The organism is Pseudarthrobacter woesei, assembly GCF_055412745.1.
The window spans coordinates 163,084-181,914 of record NZ_JBVAYU010000005.1 but is presented as its reverse complement, the minus strand read 5'-3'; the positions used below and the strand labels follow the sequence as shown (position 1 = coordinate 181,914).

The 18,831-nt window shown below is 67.5% G+C and carries 21 protein-coding genes; 9 read left to right on the top strand and 12 right to left on the bottom strand.

What is annotated here, in order from left to right:
- Positions 1-173 precede the first annotated feature (173 nt).
- The gene (locus ACZYZE_RS09685; protein WP_459318679.1) at positions 174-629 is read left to right on the top strand and encodes a hypothetical protein; all 456 of its coding nucleotides are present in this window, start codon (positions 174-176) and stop codon (positions 627-629) included.
- Here the strand turns inward: ACZYZE_RS09685 and ACZYZE_RS09680 are convergent.
- Positions 626-1,045, bottom strand: a complete 420-nt coding sequence (locus ACZYZE_RS09680; RefSeq protein WP_463907468.1) for a hypothetical protein — start codon at positions 1,043-1,045, stop codon at positions 626-628. The genes ACZYZE_RS09685 and ACZYZE_RS09680 overlap by 4 nt on opposite strands.
- Positions 1,046-1,104: 59 nt before the next feature.
- Positions 1,105-2,787 carry an HNH endonuclease signature motif containing protein gene (locus tag ACZYZE_RS09675; RefSeq protein ID WP_463907467.1) on the bottom strand — a complete coding sequence of 561 codons (1,683 nt, stop codon included), beginning with the start codon at positions 2,785-2,787 and terminating at the stop codon, positions 1,105-1,107.
- Positions 2,788-2,894: 107 nt separating this feature from the next.
- Between ACZYZE_RS09675 and ACZYZE_RS09670 the strand changes: the two genes are divergently transcribed.
- Positions 2,895-3,485: an NUDIX domain-containing protein gene (locus tag ACZYZE_RS09670; protein WP_463907466.1), complete on the top strand. Its 591-nt coding sequence runs from the start codon at positions 2,895-2,897 to the stop codon at positions 3,483-3,485.
- A 77-nt stretch (positions 3,486-3,562) separates the two neighbouring features.
- Positions 3,563-3,730: a hypothetical protein gene (locus tag ACZYZE_RS09665; protein WP_459318674.1), complete on the top strand. Its 168-nt coding sequence runs from the start codon at positions 3,563-3,565 to the stop codon at positions 3,728-3,730.
- Between the two features lie 76 nt (positions 3,731-3,806).
- On the opposite strand, the gene ACZYZE_RS09660 is transcribed toward ACZYZE_RS09665, so the two are convergent.
- The 3 genes from ACZYZE_RS09660 to truB are packed head-to-tail and all read right to left on the bottom strand — an operon-like array spanning position 3,807 to position 5,627.
- Entirely contained in the window at positions 3,807-4,301 is a 495-nt protein-coding gene (locus ACZYZE_RS09660) for a hypothetical protein (protein WP_463907465.1), read from the bottom strand.
- Between the two features lie 19 nt (positions 4,302-4,320).
- Entirely contained in the window at positions 4,321-4,674 is a 354-nt protein-coding gene (locus ACZYZE_RS09655; protein ID WP_463907464.1) for a hypothetical protein, read from the bottom strand.
- Complete coding sequence (gene truB / locus ACZYZE_RS09650) at positions 4,674-5,627, bottom strand: tRNA pseudouridine(55) synthase TruB (protein ID WP_459318672.1); 954 nt, start codon at positions 5,625-5,627, stop codon at positions 4,674-4,676. Before truB ends, ACZYZE_RS09655 begins: the two co-directional genes overlap by 1 nt.
- 73 nt (positions 5,628-5,700) lie before the next feature.
- On the opposite strand from truB, the gene ACZYZE_RS09645 reads away from it, so the two are divergent.
- On the top strand, positions 5,701-6,858 hold the full coding sequence (locus tag ACZYZE_RS09645; protein WP_459318671.1) for a pyridoxal phosphate-dependent aminotransferase: 1,158 nt from the start codon (positions 5,701-5,703) through the stop codon (positions 6,856-6,858).
- A 121-nt stretch (positions 6,859-6,979) separates the two neighbouring features.
- Positions 6,980-7,186: a hypothetical protein gene (locus ACZYZE_RS09640; RefSeq protein WP_459318670.1), complete on the top strand. Its 207-nt coding sequence runs from the start codon at positions 6,980-6,982 to the stop codon at positions 7,184-7,186.
- A 40-nt stretch (positions 7,187-7,226) separates the two neighbouring features.
- Here the strand turns inward: ACZYZE_RS09640 and trxA are convergent, their stop codons facing one another.
- Together trxA and ACZYZE_RS09630 are read right to left on the bottom strand one after the other, a co-directional pair.
- Positions 7,227-7,664: a thioredoxin gene (gene trxA, locus ACZYZE_RS09635; protein ID WP_459318669.1), complete on the bottom strand. Its 438-nt coding sequence runs from the start codon at positions 7,662-7,664 to the stop codon at positions 7,227-7,229.
- A gap of 113 nt (positions 7,665-7,777) precedes the next feature.
- Positions 7,778-8,152 carry a deaminase gene (locus ACZYZE_RS09630; protein ID WP_463907463.1) on the bottom strand — a complete coding sequence of 125 codons (375 nt, stop codon included), beginning with the start codon at positions 8,150-8,152 and terminating at the stop codon, positions 7,778-7,780.
- A gap of 124 nt (positions 8,153-8,276) precedes the next feature.
- Between ACZYZE_RS09630 and ACZYZE_RS09625 the strand changes: the two genes are divergently transcribed.
- A complete protein-coding gene (locus tag ACZYZE_RS09625) occupies positions 8,277-9,401 on the top strand; it encodes a ScyD/ScyE family protein (RefSeq protein ID WP_459318667.1) in 1,125 nt (374 codons plus the stop codon).
- Positions 9,402-9,509: 108 nt separating this feature from the next.
- Here ACZYZE_RS09625 and rbfA read toward each other — a convergent pair whose 3' ends face one another.
- From rbfA to rimP, 5 genes are all read right to left on the bottom strand, one after another.
- Positions 9,510-10,019 (bottom strand): 30S ribosome-binding factor RbfA, encoded by a 510-nt coding sequence (gene rbfA, locus ACZYZE_RS09620; RefSeq protein ID WP_463907462.1) that lies wholly within the window; start codon positions 10,017-10,019, stop codon positions 9,510-9,512.
- A gap of 291 nt (positions 10,020-10,310) precedes the next feature.
- Positions 10,311-13,193 (bottom strand): translation initiation factor IF-2, encoded by a 2,883-nt coding sequence (gene infB, locus ACZYZE_RS09615; RefSeq protein ID WP_459318665.1) that lies wholly within the window; start codon positions 13,191-13,193, stop codon positions 10,311-10,313.
- 152 nt (positions 13,194-13,345) lie between these two features.
- On the bottom strand, positions 13,346-13,687 hold the full coding sequence (locus ACZYZE_RS09610) for a YlxR family protein (protein WP_459318664.1): 342 nt from the start codon (positions 13,685-13,687) through the stop codon (positions 13,346-13,348).
- A 182-nt stretch (positions 13,688-13,869) separates the two neighbouring features.
- Entirely contained in the window at positions 13,870-14,850 is a 981-nt protein-coding gene (nusA, locus tag ACZYZE_RS09605; protein ID WP_459318663.1) for a transcription termination factor NusA, read from the bottom strand.
- The gene (gene rimP, locus ACZYZE_RS09600) at positions 14,850-15,467 is read right to left on the bottom strand and encodes a ribosome maturation factor RimP (protein ID WP_463907461.1); all 618 of its coding nucleotides are present in this window, start codon (positions 15,465-15,467) and stop codon (positions 14,850-14,852) included. The genes nusA and rimP overlap by 1 nt, the downstream gene beginning before the upstream one ends.
- A 106-nt stretch (positions 15,468-15,573) precedes the next feature.
- Here rimP and ACZYZE_RS09595 point away from each other — a divergent pair, with 106 nt between their 5' ends.
- From ACZYZE_RS09595 to ACZYZE_RS09585, 3 genes are all read left to right on the top strand, one after another.
- On the top strand, positions 15,574-16,635 hold the full coding sequence (locus ACZYZE_RS09595) for a ferritin-like domain-containing protein (RefSeq protein ID WP_463907460.1): 1,062 nt from the start codon (positions 15,574-15,576) through the stop codon (positions 16,633-16,635).
- Between the two features lie 259 nt (positions 16,636-16,894).
- Positions 16,895-17,623 (top strand): VIT1/CCC1 transporter family protein, encoded by a 729-nt coding sequence (locus tag ACZYZE_RS09590; RefSeq protein WP_459318660.1) that lies wholly within the window; start codon positions 16,895-16,897, stop codon positions 17,621-17,623.
- Positions 17,624-17,695: 72 nt separating this feature from the next.
- The gene (locus tag ACZYZE_RS09585; RefSeq protein ID WP_459318659.1) at positions 17,696-18,742 is read left to right on the top strand and encodes an aminoglycoside phosphotransferase family protein; all 1,047 of its coding nucleotides are present in this window, start codon (positions 17,696-17,698) and stop codon (positions 18,740-18,742) included.
- The last annotated feature ends 89 nt before the right edge of the window (positions 18,743-18,831 follow it).

The following is an 18,831-nucleotide window of genomic DNA, read 5'->3' as shown; positions in this document are numbered from 1 at the left end:
GCGGGCTTCCGACGGAACTGGCTGGCTACAGGCAGGGTCCTTTCGTGTTCGGGAGAGTCTGCGCTGGCACCGTTTCCAACCAGGTCCGCACTCAGACCGGCGCTGGCGGGGCTGGTAGCCTCATCCCATCCGGGCCGGAAACCGCCGGCCGGACAATGTTGGGGGACATCATTATGAGCTTCACTACCAGGGCGCCGCACCTTGCGACCGTTGTATGGCTCCTCGCAGCGGGGGTGTCATTGAGCGCCTGCGGCGGCACGGCAGAAGCGGCCGGGAACGCCGGTGCCCCGCCGACGTCCGCTGAGTCGTCCACGGCCGCGTCCGCAGCGGCGTCGTCGGAAACCGCGGTCGGCGGCTACGAGGGCTGGTGGAACGCCACACCTGCCTCCGCCAACACGGCGGGACTCCCCCAGGAAACGGTGGCCATCAACACCAGGACGAACACGGTGGTCGATGCCTTCAGCCGGAAGATCAACGACGCCGGACGGCCGACCAAAATCACGGACGTTGCCTTCACCGTTGATCCCGATCCGTCCTGGCCGGCAGACTCCGTGATCATCATCGACACGGGGACAAACAGGGTGATCGAGACCTTCTTCGTGGATGTCAACGGAAACCCGATCCGCTAGTGTTCCCAACTGCCACCGGGACTGTGCCGTTGCTGAACCGTGGCGGTGCCGCCGGCGGCACGGTAATTCCGCCAGTGCAGGAGCACCGCGGCCAGGATCAACGGAACGTGGATGCCGGGGAGGTTCCGCGCGAACCACCGCGGCAGATAGATGTCGGTGACCGAGCCCGTCTCGTCGCCCAAGTCCTTGGCCACGGCGGTCAGCGGGCAATGAAAACCGTTGGCGGCAAAGACCAGGGTCTCAGCCGTCACGACGCCGGCGGCCAGACCCACTTTCTGGTCGGTGCGGCCGCGGACTCCGGTGTAGAGGACGTAGACCATGCAGGCCTCTATCGTGAACCAGGCAAAGGTGTGGAAGGACTTCACCGCTTTCAGGAGGATGGGGCGCGGGAGCCCACGCAGGACTCGTTGGGTCATGATCCCAGCGTAGTTTCCAGCCCTCGCGGGCCCGTCAGAGGCTTTCGGCCCGTCCCGGGTCATTCAAGCCTGAAGTAGCAGTTTCGCCGTGGCACTCGGCGTGGGTCCAGGTGCGGTGGCGGGATGAACCATGGAACGCCGCTTCGCATCTGGATGGTCCACTGTTCCTTGTGGATCAGGTGATGGTGATGGGAGCAGAGCAAGGTTCCGTTGCTGGTCCCGGTGCTCCCGCCGCGGGACCAGTAGTCGATGTGGTGCGCCTCGCACCAAGGCGCCGGGATGGTGCACTGGGGAAAGGCACAGCCCCGGTCCCGGGCCGTGATGGCCCTGCGGATGTGAGGCGGGAAGACCCGGGAGGCGCGGCCGATGTCGAGGATCCGGCCTTGTCCTCCCAGCACGATCGGGATGATGTCGGCGTCGCAGGCGATCTTGCGCACGGTCGAGGCCGTGATGGGGCCGGTGAACATCAGTGTCCCGGCGTCGGAGCCAGGCGCACGTGTACTCGAGTAGGCGCCTCCGAGCCGGTCCAGCAGGTCGCGGTAGTCAATGGTGACCATCACCTGCGGGCGCAGTCCTCCGGCAGCGGGCAGATTTCCGGCGGCGAGTGCCGCTTTGCAGGCTCCGACAAGCCCGTCAAGGAGCCGCTGCGGCCGGGTGCGCCGGTCCAGCCGCTCCGCAGCAGCGGCGTGGTCCGCATCGCTGCCGTCCGCATCGCCGTCGGATGCGGCATCAGCATCAGGCCCGGTATTCCCGGCCGGGCGGGGGCCGGTGCCGGCACCGGGCGCAGCGCCGGTCCGTGGGTTGGTGGCGACGTTCATGACCGTGAGCAGGTGCTCGAACTGGTCGGTTGTGGCGAAGATTTCCAGATGGTGCAGCCCACGGCGTGCCCGCCGGATGAAGGCGCCCTGGCGCTGGCGCAACTCCTGCGCGCCGGGTTCCTCGCCGTCCTGGTCCAAGGAGTCCGTCCAGCGATTGGCGGTCCTGGTCAGGAAATCCTGGTCGTTCCCTACCGCCGTCAGGGTGAGGGCATGCTCCATCCGGGCTGCTGCTTCGTGTGGGCACACGTGACGGACCCGCTCCAGGGACAGGCAGATGATGGACGCCGCCCGTGAGGCGATGTTCCCGGCGGTGATACCCGCAGCGAGCTCCTCCTTCGCGGCGGGCAGCGGCTGGCCCGATATGCCGGTGCGCGGCAGAACGTCCGCGGCAAGGGCAAGACGGCGCCGGGCTTCCCCAGAACTGATCCTTAGCCGCGCCCGCAGGAACTCCGCGGTGTTCCGGTACCCGTCGTCCAGGCGTTCCGCTGAAGTCCCTTCACTTCCCGGCACGGTCCACGTGGCGTCAGGCGGGCCACTTTCCGGCGCATCCGGCCCGGTGTTCCAGCCGGTCAACCAGCCGGCAGGGGCAGCAGAACCAAACTTCGCAGCAGCAATCTTCGCTCCAGCTGCTGCCTGGGTTCGGGTCCGGTCCACCGCCCCCGCGGCCACAAGCTGCAGGTAGTCGACCATGCGGGACAACTCCTCCACGCGGCCGGCGAAGTCCGCCGCTTCGGTCACCCCGAACAGCGCTGCATCAGGTACGGCCGTCCCGTTGCACGAGCGCAGCAGTGCAAGCGCTGTATCCAGAGCGCAGTCCACATCAACCGCCTCCCTTGGAACGGGCGACAGCCGGGGAACCCCAAGGAGTATTCCGGCGCCAGGCCGGGTGGCCTGTACCGGGATGAAATCTCCAATGGCTTCCATAGCTAAACACTACATTTGGGGTGTGACAGCAATGATGGAATTGGCACTCTTGGAGATGGTCCCTCATCAAAGCCCGGGACGAGCAGAGCCCGTGGCAAACTGAAGGCATGGACAGCACTGTTGCCCCGACTGCCAGCGCGGCGCTCCCCGACGACGCTCTCCCCGGGAAAGTGCGGTCCGGCGAAGCACCATCCAGCGAGCTCCCCTTCGAACTGCGTCGTCCCCTCGGTCCCCGTGATCCCGGTGATGCCTGGGTTGAGGGCGACCGCGGACGGTTCTGGGGGCGCTTCGGCTCGGCAGGACTACTGGTTCACGACGCCGCCCAGGGAATCCTGCTGCAGCACCGCGCCCTGTGGAGCGATCAGGGCGGCACGTGGGGACTCCCCGGCGGAGCCCTTCACCAGGGCGAAGAAGCAGTCCACGGCGCCTTGCGCGAGGCGAAGGAAGAAGCCGCGGTCCCGCCGGAAAACGTCCGGGTGCTGTTCACCTCGGTGTTCGACGTCGGCTACTGGACCTACACCACGGTCGCCGTCGAGGTTGTGGAAGCGTTCGAACCGGAAATCAGCGACCCCGAAAGCCTGGAGCTGCAGTGGGTGCCGGTTGGGCTCGTCGGCGACAAGGAATTGCACCCCGGGTTCGGAATGGCCTGGCCGGGCCTGCGGCGCAGGCTCCTGCGGCTCGACGCCGGGACGGACTGAGTCCACGACGGCCGCCCGGGCGGCAGCGAGCAAATGCGGGCATTCCGCGCTGGAGCAGTCCGTCCCAAGGCTCGGTTATGACTACCGAAAATCACACCCCGCCTCCCATCCGGCAACTGCGCCTCGTCGTCGAAACGGAGGACTACCACGCCGCCCTGACCTTCTACCGGGATGTCCTCGGACTCGTGGAACGTGAGGCGGCACGCTCATCGCGGAGCCGCGGGAAACACCGTGGCGCTCGCTGAACGCACGGCTGAACGGCCCCTCCGGGCTCCAAATCACGTTGTTCCAGGAACTGGACCAGCCCGCGGACTAGGACGTTCAGGCCTGCTTCGGCGCCGGACGTCGGCGGTACAGCCAGATCAGGCCCAGGATGGGCAGCAGCAGGGGAATGAAGGCGTAGCCGCGGCCAAACAGCGACCAGACGGTCTCATGCGGGAAGTTGACGGAGTCGAACACGCTCAGCACCCCTACAACGAGCACGCCGATCAACTCCACGAGCACCGCCGCAACGGACACCTTGAACCAGGTGCGGCCGGCTTTGGCGAGGGACACAGTAGCCACAAGATAGACGACGGCGGCGAATCCGGACAGCAAGTAGGCCAGCGGCGCTTCGGAGAACTTGGTCAGTATCTGGAATCCCGCCCGGGCGGTCGCCGAGATGGCAAACACAGCGTAGACGGCGATCAGCAGCCGGCCGGGCCCGGTATTGCGGGTGTCTTTTGTCGTCGGGGCCGTCGTCGGGGCCGTCGTCGAAACGTGGCCGGCCGGGGACGCCGTCGAACCCTTATCCTCGTGAGAAGATCCTGCCGTCATGTTCTTTGCCTCTTCCACGTCAGTACCAAATCTGGTTCATTCGGGCCGCCATCACCACGGCGGTGACGCCGACGGCGGCCAGTACGAAGTTGCTCCAGCGCGTGCGTTCCAGGATGGACCAGTACACGGCGCCGACCGGAAGCATCAGCGCCGTCACCAGATATCCCCAGAACTCCCACGGCTCCCCCGCGATCTGTTCCCCGCCCGCGACCCGGACGATCGAGCCGACGAGATACACCAGCAGGGACAGTTCGACGGCGGCCACCGACAGGATCGTCGTGTCGTTCGGGGCCTTCCTGACCAGGCCCGCGGTGAGGCAGATGATCGTCGAGGCCAGCCCGACCACCAGGATGATGTAGAAATACGCGTCCACTACTGGTCTGCCTGCTGTTCCGCCGTCGACTGCTTCGCGGCCCGCTTTTCGTTGTCCGGCGCGAAGACCAGCACGGGCTTGGCGTAGCTTCCCGAATCGGCCAGCAGCGCCACGAGGGTACCGTCCGGCGCGAAGGCGGCGACGGGCTTCTCCGCCGTAGCGGCGGCCGGTGTACCGGCCCCCACACCGGCCGCGATCCTGCGGCCGAACGAAATCTCGGTGGTTTCCTCGTCGCTGAGTTCACGGTTCGGCATCAGCGACCGGGCAGCCGTGGACATTTCCAGCACGTTCAGTTCCTCGGCGAGCTGTTCGAGCGTGCGGGCCTGGTCCAGGGTGTACGGCCCCACCCGGGTCCGGCGAAGCGCCGTCAGGTGGCCGCCGACGCCCAGCGCGGCCCCGAGGTCGCGGGCGAGGGCACGGATGTAGGTGCCGGAGGAGCATTCAACCGTGACGTCGACGTCGAGCGCCTCGCCGTCGCGTACCGGGCGCAGCCCGTGGACCTCGAAGCGGTGGATGGTGACCGGACGTGCGGCGAGCTTGACCTCTTCGCCGGACCGGACGCGTGCGTAGGCGCGTTCGCCGTTGACCTTGATGGCGCTGACGCTGCTGGGAACCTGCGCTATTTCGCCGGTAAGGTCGGCGACGCCGGCCCGGACGGCTTCCTCGGTGACCGCGGCGGCGCTGTGCGCGGCAGTGACGTCGCCTTCGGCGTCGTCGGTGACGGTTGATTCGCCGAGGCGGATGGTGGCTGTATACGTCTTGGAGGTGCCCACGATGTAGGTCAGCAGGCGCGTGGCCTTGTTGATGCCGACCACCAGCACGCCCGTGGCCATCGGGTCCAGCGTCCCGGCATGCCCCACCTTTCGGGTACCGGCGAGCCGCCGCATCCGTCCAACCACATCGTGGCTGGTCCAGCCTTGCGGCTTGTCCACTATCACCAGTCCTGAAAGCACGCTTCCCAGTATATCTGCGCGGGACGCTTCCCCCGCCCGGGCCTGCTCCTGCCCGCCGGTTAGGATGGCAGACATGCCCGAGCTAGCCGCCCATGTCCGCGACGTCCCCATCAACCAGATCCGGGAGATCACCGAAGCCGCCTGGGGCACCCCCGGCGCCATCATCCTGAGCATCGGCGAACCCGGCTTCGCCCTCCCCCGCCACATCCTCGACGCCGGGATGGCGTGCCTCGACCGGGACGAAACCAATTACACGCCCAACGCCGGTATCCCGGCGCTGCGCGAGGCCTTTGCGGCGAGGTTCCGGGAACACAACGGGACGCCGATCGGGGCGGACCGGGTGTACGTCGTCGACGGCGCCCAGCAGGGCCTTCATTTCGCGATGACCCTGCTGCTCTCCCCCGGTGACGAGATCCTCATCCCCAACCCGGGCTACCCCACGTTTGCGATGACGAGCAGCCTGCTGCATGCCGTCCCGGTGCGGTACCCGCTCTATCCGGATCATGATTTCCAGCCGCGGATCGCGGACATCGAGGACCTCATCACGCCGCGGACCAAGGTGCTGATCCTGAATTCGCCGTCCAACCCGCTTGGCGCAGTGCTGGGCGAGGAACTCACCCGCAGCCTCGTGGAACTGGCCCGGCGCCATGACCTGTGGATCATTTCGGACGAATGCTACGAGGCATTCACCTACGACGTCCCCCATGTAAGCCCGGCCCGCTTCGACAGCGAAGTCCCCGGCGAGGCCCGCGTTTTCACTTCGGTGACACTGTCCAAGACCTACGGCCTGACGGGGCTGCGCATCGGCGCGCTGATCTGCCCGCCCGGGCTGGAGCTGAAGATGAACAACGTTATGGAGTCGATCGTCTCCTGCGTCGCGTCGCCCTCGCAGTACGCGGGGCTCGCCGCGCTGACCGGCCCGCAGGACTATGTCAGCCACGCCCACGCCCACTACCGCGCGAACCGGGATGCGGCCTCCGCCGTGCTCGAGTCCAAGGGCATCCCCTTCCTCAGCGCGCAGGGGGCGTTCTACCTCTGGGCGGACATGTCCCACGTCAGCGGCGGGGACGTCCGGTCCTGGGTCCGGCGTTTCCTGGCCGACTCCGGGGTGGCGTTCGCCCCGGGCACGGCCTTCGGCTCGATCGGTGAAGGCTGGATCCGGATTGCCCTCTGCAGCAGCAAGGCGGATCTGGTGGAAGGACTCAACCGTCTCCCGGCCAGGCTGGCCTGACCGGTCCGCCGCCGCCCACAAGCCTCTACCGCAGGGACGCCTCAGCCCTTAGCCTGAGCCCAGGGCGTTTTCCGCCCGGTGGTCAACGGACCGTGTTCCTGGTTCAGTCGGGGAGGTACTCATGTGGTGGCAGGATTTGCTGTGGGGCGTCTGGAACGGGCTGACGGCCTGGATCGTCTTTATCGTCCATGTCTTCGGACAGTGGAGTGAATTCCCGTTCTACAACACCGCCCGCGCCGGAAACTGGTACGACTTCGGCTTCCTGCTGGGCATGGGTTCGCCCGTCCTGGGCGGGCTGGGGGCCCGGGGCCGGACCAAGCGCCGCTGAGGTGCTGCTGATGCCCAGTTCGGGCGTCACGGTTCAGGCGTCATTTGGCGCCCGCGGCCAGTGCCCCGTCCAGCCAGCCGCGCAGGGCCGCCGCCGTCGGTGCCCCCGTTTGGCGGGCCACGACGTGGCCGCCCCTGATCAGGAGCAAGGTGGGGATTGCCTGGACGTCGAAGCGGCGCGAGAGCAAGGGTGACTTGTCGACGTCGACCTTCACGAGCTTGACCTGTCCGGCGCGCTCCTGGGCCAGCTTGTCCAGCACGGGACTGACCATCCGGCAGGGCCCGCACCAGGCGGCCCAGAAGTCGATCAGTGCCGGCGTCGAGGATTGCTCGGCGACCACCCCGAAGTCCGCGTCGCCGGCCTCAACGATCCAGGGCAGGTCCTTGCGGCAGTTGCCGCAGCGCGGGTGGCCGGCCGCCGCCGTCGGAATCCGGTTGGTCTTCCCGCACGAGGGGCATGTGATCAGGCTGGAGCCCACGGCCGGCCGCCTTCCGATGTCCCCGCTGTCATGGCTCCATCAGACCCCACGGCGAGGACCGGATCAAGAGTCAAAAGTCCCGCCGCCGCCGGCGTCAGCGGCAGAGTCGGGCCTCAGTACTCGGTGCGGTCCGGGTTGTCGCGCCACGCCTGGAAGGGAAAGTCCGACGCCGGAACGGCCGCGTGGCGTACCGGCATCAGCTCCGGCCGGGTTCCGTCGAAGTACTCGTAGAAAAGGGCATCGTCGAAGCCGGCCGCGGCGGCTGCGTTTCGATCCGCCGCGAAGTAAACCCGCTCCACGCGGGCCCAAAGCGCGGCCGCGAGGCAGAGCGGGCACGGCTCGCAGCTGGCGTAGAGCACGGCACCGCTGAGATCGAAGTTGGCCGTGGCCGCGGCAGCCCTGCGGATGGCGACGACCTCGGCGTGGGCTGTGGGATCGCTATCTCGCCGTGAGCAGCGGACGGCCCGCACCGGGTTTCCGGAAAGCATCGACTTTGGCGGCCCGGCGGATTAAACTCCGCTCGTGGGGCAGCCGTGTTTTCCCGGCCGCCGTATCACCGGTCTCGTTGGTCTCGTGCTGTGGATTCTTCATCACTCGCCACTGGAGCAAACCATGAGAAAGAAACTGTCATTACTAGCCTCGGTTGCCACCGCAGCCGTGATCCTCTCGGCCGGGTCCGCTGGTGCAGCCGCGGACGGGACCTCGACCGGGAAATCCCCGGTCCAACTCGCTGACGGACTCGTGGGTCCGCTGCATATCAGTGCCGGGAGCCACGGCTCGGTCACGGTGAGTGAGGAATTCGCCGGCCGGCTGACCCGGATCGCCTCCGATGGGACCAAGAAGGTCCTCTACGAAGCCGCGGACTGGGACATTGCCGGCAATACCCAGTGGCACGGCTCGACGTATTTCCTCGAGAGCCAGGGGGCCGGGCCGGGTGACCAACGCGACCTCCTCGGCCACATCCGGATCATCGACGACGACGGCGACCAGCGGACCCTGGGAGATTTCGCCGCCCTCGAAAAGGACGACAACGCCGACGGCAAGACCCTGTACGGCTTCCGCGGCCTGCCCACCGGCTGCGCGGCGCTGTTGCCGCCGGAGATGCCGGCCACGTATAGAGGCGAAGTGGATTCCCATCCGTACGCCATTGCCGTGACCGAACACACCATCTACGTAGCCGACGCCGGCGCCAACAGTGTCGTGTCCGTGGACGCAGAGAGCGGCAACACGAAGACCATAGCGGTGCTGCCGCCGCGGCCCTACAAGATCACCGCTGAAGTTGCGGCCTCCAACGGCCTGCCGGATTGCGTGGTGGGAACGATCTACGATTTCGAGGCTGTTCCCACCGACGTTGCTGTCGGGCCCGGCGGTTGGCTTTACGTCACCTCGCTTCCGGGCGGACCGGAAGACCCGGCGCTCGGTGCCCGCGGGGCGATCTTCAAGGTGAACCCGGACGACGACGATGTGAAGCTCGTTGCCGACGGGATCATGTCCCCCACCGGACTGGTGATTGACGACTACGGCGAAATGTACGTCGCGTCGCTGTTCGGCGAGGGTATCCTCAAAATCGACCGGGAATCCGGCGAACAGACGGTCGTGCTCGCCGCGGGCCTGACGGCCGACGTCGCCCTCCGCGGACACCGGCTCTACGCGACGGCCAATGCCCTCGGGCCGAACGGCCAGGTGCTGTATCTGGAGCTGGACCACGGCTCGAACGATCGCGACAGCGGCTCCTGACCGCTGCGCCTGGCACGGGCCTGAATCGGGCCACCCGCAAAGCCGAGAAGGCCGGCCCCGAAATCGGGGCCGGCCTTCTCGTTGCAGAAATCCTGCGGTGCTGCGGGACTACTTGTTGCTGTCCTCGTCGACGCCGTCTTCGTCAAGAAGGTCGAGGCCCTCTTCGTCGAAGTCGTCTTCGTCGAGGTCCACGTCCTCGGGTGTGTCACTCTTATACGGATCGGCGTCGCCGGCGTGCTTCGCGCTTGCCGCAAGTGCGGCGACTTCGGCGTCGCGCTTCTTGGCGGCCCGGAGCAGTTCCTCAAGGTTGGAGGCGTTGACCGGGATCTGGTCGGCAACGAACTCGAGGGTCGGGGTCAGGCGGACCGTGATGTTCCGTCCGACTTCCTGCCGAAGCACGCCCTTGGCCTTCTCCAGCCCCTTCGCGGCCTCTGCCTGGACCAGCTGGTCACCGAACACCGTGTAGTAGATCGTGGCATGCTGCAAATCATTGGTCACGCGGGCATCAGTGACAGTAATACCCTCAAGCCGAGGGTCCTTGACCCTCCGGCCCAGCGCCTCCGCAACAACAACCTTAATCCGCTGCGCCAACTTGGCAGCCCGTGCGGGATCAGCCATTTCCACTCCTAAAAATTTGGATGTACGACGGCGCCTGTTGGGCGGGGTCGCTCGTTTCAGTTTTCTGCCACGCACTACGGCGAGTCAACGATGGACTCCCGTTGGAATTTTTCCGGCGGCCCGGGTGGCATCCAAGGTGGCAGCCGAGGGCCCCGATGCGAGCTTGCGAGCATTGGGAAGGCTGCCGCCGCTGCCGAAGCTGGGCGGCAATGGATCGCAGATCCATTGCCGCCCAGCGTAGGGGCGGGGCCGCCGGAAAAATTCCGACGGCCCCACCCGTGAAGCAACACCTTAGACGCGCGGCTTTTCGCGCATCTCGAAGGTCTCGATGATGTCACCCTCGTTGATGTCGTTGAACGAGCCAAGACCGATACCACACTCGAAGTCCGTGCGGACCTCGGTGGCGTCGTCCTTGAAGCGCTTGAGCGTCTCAACGGCGAGGTTGTCACCGAGGATCTTGCCGTCGCGGGTGATGCGGGCCTTCGCGTTGCGTCGGATAACACCCGAGCGGACGATCGAGCCTGCAATGTTGCCGAACTTGGAGGAACGGAACACTTCGCGGACCTCGGCGGTGCCAAGCTGGACTTCTTCGTACTCCGGCTTGAGCATGCCCTTGAGGGCCATCTCGATGTCATCAATTGCTGCGTAGATGACGGAGTAGAAGCGCATGTCCACGCCTTCGCGGTCTGCCAGTTCGGCAACACGCTCGGCGGGCTTGACGTTGAAGCCGATGATGACGGCGCTGTCGACCGTTGCCAGGTTGACGTCGTTCTGCGTGATCGCACCGACACCGCGGTGGATGATGCGGAGCTGGACGCCTTCGCCGACGTCGATCTTGAGCAGCGCGTCTTCGAGGGCTTCCACTGCACCGGACACGTCACCCTTGAGGATGAGGTTGAGGGTGTCGATCTTGCCTTCGGCGACGGCCTGGTCGAAGTCTTCCAGGCTGATGCGCTTGCGGCGCTTGGCCAGGGCCGCGTTGCGGTCGGCGGTTTCACGCTTCTCGGCGATCTGGCGGGCGGTGCGCTCGTCAGCGGTCACGAAGAAGGTGTCGCCGGCACGCGGGACGTTGGACAGACCCAGGACCTGCACGGGGCGGGACGGGCCGGCCTCGGTCAGGACGCTGCCGTCGTCGTCGAACATCGCACGGACACGGCCGTGGGCCGTGCCTGCCACGATGGTGTCGCCGACGTGCAGGGTGCCGGACTGAACCAGGACGGTGGCCACGGAACCGCGGCCCTTGTCCAGATTGGCTTCAATCGCGATACCGCGGGCATCCTTGTTCGGGTTGGCGCGCATGTCCAGGGCAGCGTCTGCGGTCAGCAGGACAGCCTCGAGCAGCTCGTCGATGTTGAGGTTCTGGCGGGCAGAGACCTCCACGAACATGGTGTCGCCACCGTACTCTTCCGGAACCAGTCCGTACTCGGTCAGCTGGCCGCGGACCTTCTCCGGGTTGGCGCCTTCCTTGTCGATCTTGTTCACGGCCACGACGATCGGCACGTTGGCCGCCTGGGCATGGTTGAGGGCCTCAACGGTCTGCGGCATCACGCCGTCGTCCGCTGCGACCACCAGGATGGCGATGTCGGTGACCTTCGCACCACGGGCACGCATGGCGGTGAACGCCTCGTGGCCCGGAGTATCGATGAACGTGATCTTGCGATCGATGCCTTCGTGCGGGTGGGTGACCTGGTAGGCACCGATGTGCTGCGTGATGCCGCCGTGCTCGCCCGCCATAACGTCGGACTTGCGGATGGCATCGAGCAGGCGGGTCTTACCGTGGTCAACGTGACCCATGACGGTGACAACCGGAGGACGCGCCTCGAGGTCTTCGTCGCCTTCGGCTTCCAGCTCTGCTTCGAAGTCGATGTCGAAGCCGGAGAGCAGCTCGCGCTCCTCATCCTCCGGCGACACGACCTGGAGTTTGTAGCCAAGCTCCTCGCCGAGCAGTGCGAAGGTCTCTTCATCCAGCGACTGCGTGGCCGTAGCCATTTCGCCGAGGTGGAAGAGGACCGTCACCAGTGCGGCGGGGTTCGCCTCGATCTTGTCGGCAAAGTCCGTGATGGACGAGCCACGGCGAAGCCGGACTACGGTGTTGCCGTCGCCGCGGGGAACGCTGACGCCACCCAGCGACGGAGCACTCATCTGCTCGAGTTCCTGGCGCTTGGCACGCTTCGACTTGCGCTGCTTGCCACGGCCTGCGCCGCCCTTGCCGAAAGCACCCTGGGTTCCGCCGCGACCGCGGCCACCCTTGCCGAAGCCACCGCCGGCCGGAGCGCCGCCGCCGGCACCGGGAGCACCGGTACCTGGAGCGCCACCCGGACGGCCCGGACCACGGGCGCCGCCACCGGGACGGCCTGCACCGGCCGGTGCGGGACGTTCGGTGCGGTTGGGCATCATGCCGGGAGTCGGGCGGTTTCCGCCGGCTCCTGCCGGACGGCCAGCGCCGGCAGCGCCAGCCGGACGGGGAGCACCCGGGCGGGCACCCGGAGCGCCGCCGGTACGGGGAGCACCCGGACGGGGACCCCCTGCGCCTGCTGCGGGACGCGGGCCGCCGGGGCGTTCGCCCTCGGTGCGGTTTCCGCCCGGACGCGGCATGCCCTGGGAAGGAGCGAAGGGGTTGTTACCCGGACGCGACGGACGTTCGTTGTCGCCGCCGCGGCCCCGGGGCATGCCCTGGGACGTAGCGAACGGGTTGTTGCCGGGTCGGGGACCGCCCGGGCGAGGTGCCGAGCCGCCCTGGCGTGCCGGAGCGGCCGGAGCTTCAGCCTTCGGAGCAGGCCGTGCGCCGGGCTTGATGCCCGTCGACGGAGAGGCCGGAGCCTGGGCAGCGGGGGCTGACGGTGCGGCGGCGGGTGCCGGAGCAGCTGCTGCCGGGGCCGGAGCCTCACTCTTGGTCGCTGCAGCCGCCGGCGCTGCGGGCGCGGCCGGAGCCGGCGCGGGCGCCGGACGGGTTGCCGAGGGGCTGGCGGGTGCCTTGGGGGCGGACGCAGGCGCTTCTGCCTTCGAAGCTGCTGCTGCGTCGGGGAATGCGTTGCGGAGTTTCCTCACAACGGGGGCCTCAATGGTGGAAGAGGCAGAGCGAACGAATTCGCCCAGTTCCTGCAGTTTGGTTACTGCATCTTTGGAAGTAATACCGAGCTCTTTTGCAAGCTCATGTACGCGGACCTTGGCCACATTTCTCCTGTCTCGGTCCGCACCGAGCCAGGCACGAACCGTCTACTTCTTAATGCGGACCTCCGCCGCGAGTGCAGCTGAAAGGTCCATTGCAGAGCGCAACAAAGTTGTCATCGTTGCGCACTCATCGCTGGGAACTCATCGGGTTTCCATCAGTTTTCTGACCCGCTTTCAGGTTGGACGGTTGTTGCTGCGGCCACCGGGGTGTCCACGGCTTTCGTGACTGCGGTGATCCGGCGTTCGACGTCGGTTGTTCCGGTTGCGCCGTTGAGGGCGCGACCGAACGCTCGACGTTTGACCGCCAGTGCCAGGCACTTCTCGCTGGGGTGCAGCCATGCACCCCGGCCAGCCATCCGGCGTCGTTCATCCAGTACGACGGCGGAAGAACCGCTGCCGTCGGCGACGAGCCGGAGTAACTCAGACCGCGAGCCCTTTTTCCGGCATCCGATGCAGGTACGCTGCGGCCGGTTCTCGAGGTGTTGCACTTGTGCCACTTCCGAGTAACTTCCTGCCAGTACATATCTGCCGGCCCACAGCTTCCGGATGAAAACCCGGTTGTGCTGAGGGCACACGGATACCGGCCGTTAGGCCCGGTCATGTCTATTCTAGCCCCCCAAGCGTCTGTGCCCCGAACCCGCGCGGACGCGGACGCTAACGGGCGGGCCCGGACTGAGGCCTAGTTGTCGCGGTTCACCGCGGCGTCCGAGACGATGTCGATCCGCCAGCCGGTGAGCTTGGCGGCCAGGCGCGCGTTCTGGCCTTCCTTGCCGATCGCGAGGGAGAGCTGGTAGTCCGGCACCACGACGCGCGCGGAGCGGGTTGCCTCGTCGGTGATGGTGACCGAATTCACGCGCGACGGCGAGAGTGCACTGGCGATAAAGGTGGCCGGATCGTCGCTGTAATCGACGATGTCGATCTTCTCGTCGTTCAACTCGGTCATAACGGCGCGGACGCGCGAACCCATTTCACCGATGCAGGCACCCTTGGCATTGATGCCGGGGGTGTTGGCCTTGACCGCCATCTTGGTGCGGTGCCCGGCTTCGCGTGCCAGTGCCACGATCTCCACGGAACGGTCGGCGATCTCCGGGACTTCCAGTTCGAAGAGCTTCCTGACGAGGCCCGGGTGTGAACGGGACAGCGTGATGGAGGGTCCCTTGGTGCCGCGGTGGACGTCGATCACGAAGGCGCGGAGCCGGTTGCCGTGGGTGTACTTCTCCCCCGGGACCTGCTCGGGCGGCGGCAGCAGTGCCTCCACGGTGCCCAGGTTGACCTGGATCATGTGCGGGTTGTTGCCCTGCTGGATGGTTCCTGCCACCAGCTCGCCTTCGCGGCCCTTGAACTCGCCGAGGACATTGTCGTCCTCAACATCGCGCAGGCGCTGCAGGATAATCTGCCGTGCGGTGCTGGCAGCGATGCGGCCGAAGCCCGCGGGCGTGTCCTCGAATTCGCCGATGGGGGCGCCGTCGTCGTCGATCTCGGTGGCCCAGATGGTCACATGGCCGCTCTTGCGGTCCAGCTCGGCGCGGGCCGTCTCGAAGGCTCCCGGCGTCTTGTGGTAGGCAACCAGCAACGCCTGCTCGATCGTCGGAATCAGGAGATCCAGAGGGATTTCACGCTCACGCTCCAGGAGTCTCAGTGCGCTCATGTCAATATCCATTAGGCCTCCTCAGAAGGTCCATTGTGTGCGTTCTCCAGACCAGCCTCTTCGAGGTGGCTGAACTCTATCTCGACTTTTCCACTACGGATCCTGTCGAAAGGAAGTTTGACGGGCTCGCCCTGCTTGGGCTTCATGCCCTTCTTGACGGCGATCTCGGGGACCAGCGTGATGCCGTCGTCGTCGACGGACCGGACCCGGCCGGTGACGTTCTCGCCCTGCAGGACATTGACCTTGACCATCCGGCCGCGGGCGCGGTGCCAGTGCCGCTCTTCGGTGAGGGGACGCCCGACGCCGGGCGAGGAGACCTCAAGCTCGTAGGGGCGGGAGTCCGTGCTGGGATCGTTGTCCAAGGTTTCGGAGAGGGTCCTGGAGATCTCGGCGATGACGTCGAGGCCGACGCCACCGGTTTCCTCCTGGGGCAGGTCCACCACTACGTGGACCACGCGGTTGGCGCCGGCGATATGAATGGAAACGTCTTCCAGATACAACCGGTTCGCCAGCACTTCGGGCTCGAGGAGTGCGTGCAGCCGCTCAGCCTCGAAGTTGTGAGCGGGTGCGGCGTCAGCCTTACCCGTCCCGGTCCGGTCTGTTGAAGTCGTGGCTTCTGCGTTGGTCATGATGCCGGCCGCCTCCCGCTAGATGATGTTGTGTGTACTAGCGTAGCGATTTTCCGGGCGCCGTGGTGCACTTGGGTTCCCGGCCGGCATGACAACATGGTGTGTTGTGAAAGACGACACCGGGGAAAAGCGAGGGAGGGAGCTCCTTCCGCGTTTCGCGCTCCTCAGCATCCTCGCCCTGGTGGTGGTCAGCCTGGGCGTGGCCTTGACGCCCGGAGGCCCCAAGGAACCCGCGGCACCGCCTTATTCCGAGCAGGCGAGGGCCGCCGCACTGAGCGATACGATGCGGCTCAGGGCCGCCGGTGAACAGCTGGCCCGGTCCGCCGCCGGCGCCGGGCAGGCGTCCGTTTCGCTGACTGTGAGTTTGCTGACAAGCCAGGCCCGGGCCCTCCTGCTCCCTGGTGAGCCCGTTTCGGACGCGGCTGTTTCCCCTTCGGCCCCGCCTGCATCCTCAGCCGCTGCGCTCCCCTCGTCCTCAGCGGCGCTGGCCGGCGCGCTGGCGAGCAGCGGCTCGCAACGGCTCGCGGATGCCGCAGTGGCCGACGGCGGCATGGCACGGCTCCTGGCATCCGTCGGAACCGCCCAGCTCCTGCAGGCCTCGTCCCTGGCCGCCGCCACAGGCGCCCCGGATCCCCCGCAGGCTGACCCTGCGGGCCCGAAGCCATCCGGCGCCTGCCCCGGCCAGCCGGCGACGGCGTCGACCTCCGGCCCGTCCGACGGCGCGGCCATCCTGCGGGAAGCGCTTGCGGCGACGGTGCGGAGCGAACTGGAAACCGTGTATGGCTATCAGGTGGCACTGACCCGGCTGGGCGGCGGGGCGGCCACGTCGGCCTCGGAGCAGCTAGCCCGGCATGAAGCCCTTGCAGGCGAGGCTGAGGCCCTGAGCAGGATGCACTGTGCCCCGGTGCCGTCCCGGCAGGCCGGGTACACCATGTCACCGGACTTCCTGGCCTCGCCCGCCGCCGGCCTCGGCAGTCTGGAGGCCTCGGCGCTGCCCGTTTACGGCGACCTCGTGGCCCTGAGCGAGGGCCAGACCCGTCAGTGGGCCATCGCCGGCCTTGTGGGTGCCGCGCGCCGGTCCGCCCTGTGGGGCGCGGAGACAGGCGCACTCCCCGGCCTGGGAATGGACCCGGAGGGGTTCCCCGAACTGCCGACTCCCAGCCCCTAGTCCCTAGACGGCTATTCCTCCCGCGTCCCCCTCTTTGCCCGCAGCTACTCCTCGTGCCCGCCGCCGTGTGGGGCGGCTTTGAGGTCTGCAGGCCACGAATCCCGCCCGGTATCCGGCGTGTCCGTGTCGAAGTGCCCCCGTTGCGCCCTACCCCGGGGGCTGCTCGGCAAAGGAAGCCGCTGCGCCGAGGAAGTCCGGACTTACTTTGCTTAGCCTCATCACACTGGCCAGCCGGCGGCGGTGGTGCTTTGCTGTAGCCATGGACAGCACCGGCACGGCCACCCTTCATGAGAATGAGCCCCATCACAACGACATCGCACACCGGCTGAACTGGCTCCGTGCGGGTGTCCTGGGCGCCAATGATGGCATTGTCTCCGTCGCCGCGATCGTGGTCGGCGTCGCCGGCGTCACCACGGACTCCGGCCCCATCCTCATCGCCGGTGCCGCCGGCGTCGTGGGCGGCGCGATCTCCATGGCCCTTGGCGAGTACGTGTCCGTCAGCAGCCAGAAGGACAGCCAGCAGGCCCTGATCGAAAAGGAGCGGCGCGAACTGGCCGAGCAGCCCGAGGAAGAGCTCGAGGAGCTCACCGCCATCTACCAGGGCAAGGGCCTCAGCGCCGACACGGCCCGCACGGTCGCCAAGGAGCTCACCGCCCACGATGCCCTCGGCGCCCACCTTTCCGCTGAACTCCACATCGACGAGACGGACATCGTCAGTCCCTGGCATGCGGCGTTCGCCTCCGCTATCGCGTTCCTGACCGGCGCAATCCTCCCCATGCTCGCCATCCTTTTGCCGCCGGAGAACATCCGCGTCCCGCTGACCTTCGTGGCCGTTCTCGTGGCCCTGGCGGCCACCGGTGCGCTGGGGGCCTGGATCGGCGGCGGCTCGAAGATGAAGGCGGCGCTCCGGGTGGTGGTCGGCGGCGCCGCAGCGCTGGTCGCGACTTTCCTGATCGGCAACTGGCTTGGCGCCAGCGGCATCGTCTGATCCCCGGCTCACCCGCACGCCGCGGCAGGGCCGGCCGGGCCTCGCCGACCACCTGGGACTACGCTGGATCCGATGAGCCAGCCCGCAGACGTCCCGATCCCGCCCGACCTCACCCGACGCTATGGCGGCGGCGCCAGCGGCCGGGAGTGGCTGGCGTCGCTCCCCCGGCTGATCCGGCATTGCCTGGCGCAGTGGCAACTCAAGCTTGACCTTGTTCCCGGCACCATGCCGTGGAACGGCCACGGGGCCATCGTTGTCCCGGTGCACAGGCGGGGCGAGCACGGCGGGGGCCTGGAAAGCGCCGTCCTGAAGATCGCCTATCCGCACGAGGAAGCGCTGTTGGAGCGGCACGCCCTCAGCCTCTGGGGCGGTGACGGCGCCGTCGGGCTGCTGGCGGCCGACGCCGGTGCCGGCGCGATCCTGTTGGAGCGCCTAGACGCCGTGCGTTCCCTGCAGGACGCCCCTGTGGAGACCGCCGTGCCCGTGTGGGGAACCGTGGTGCGCCGGCTCAGCCTGGTGCCCGACGGCCGCGCCGAGTGGCGGGAATTCAACCACATAGCGGCCCGGGCCGAACAATGGAGCGATGAGTTGCCGGAGAGCTGGGAACACCTCGCCCGGCCCTTCCCGCGCTGGCTGCTGGAAGCTGCGCTCGAGGTCTGCCAGACGCGCGGCGCCGTCGGACGCCGCTCCGGCAAGGACGTGCTTGTGCATACGGATCTTCACTACCTGAACATCCTGGCCCGGCCGCGCGGGGAGGGGAGCGGGGAGGGCATCATCGGCTACGCCGCGATCGATCCCCAGCCCATGATCGGGGAAGCGGAGTTCGCCGTCGCCCCGGTGCTGTGGAACCGGATCCCGGAGCTGTCACGGGCGGATCCCCGGGGCGCCCTCCTGGAGCGCTGCCGGGACTTCAGCACGGCCGCGGGCCTCGACCCGGAAACCGCGCGGCAGTGGAGCCTCGCCCGTGAGGTGGAGAACGCCCTCCGGTATGCCTCGAAGCCCCGCCACAATGGGGACCTCGCCCGCTCGCTCTGGGTCGCCAGCACGCTTGCCGGACGCACCCTGCCGGGGCTGCCCGCGCCGCACGAGCTGCCGGCGCCGGGAGCATCGGCCGGCTGACGGGGCACGCTAGCCGGGAATTGTCGTTGGTTCGTAGGGGTCCGGGTCCAAGGCGGGATGGCCGGGCACAGGGACATGCCCTGCGCCGG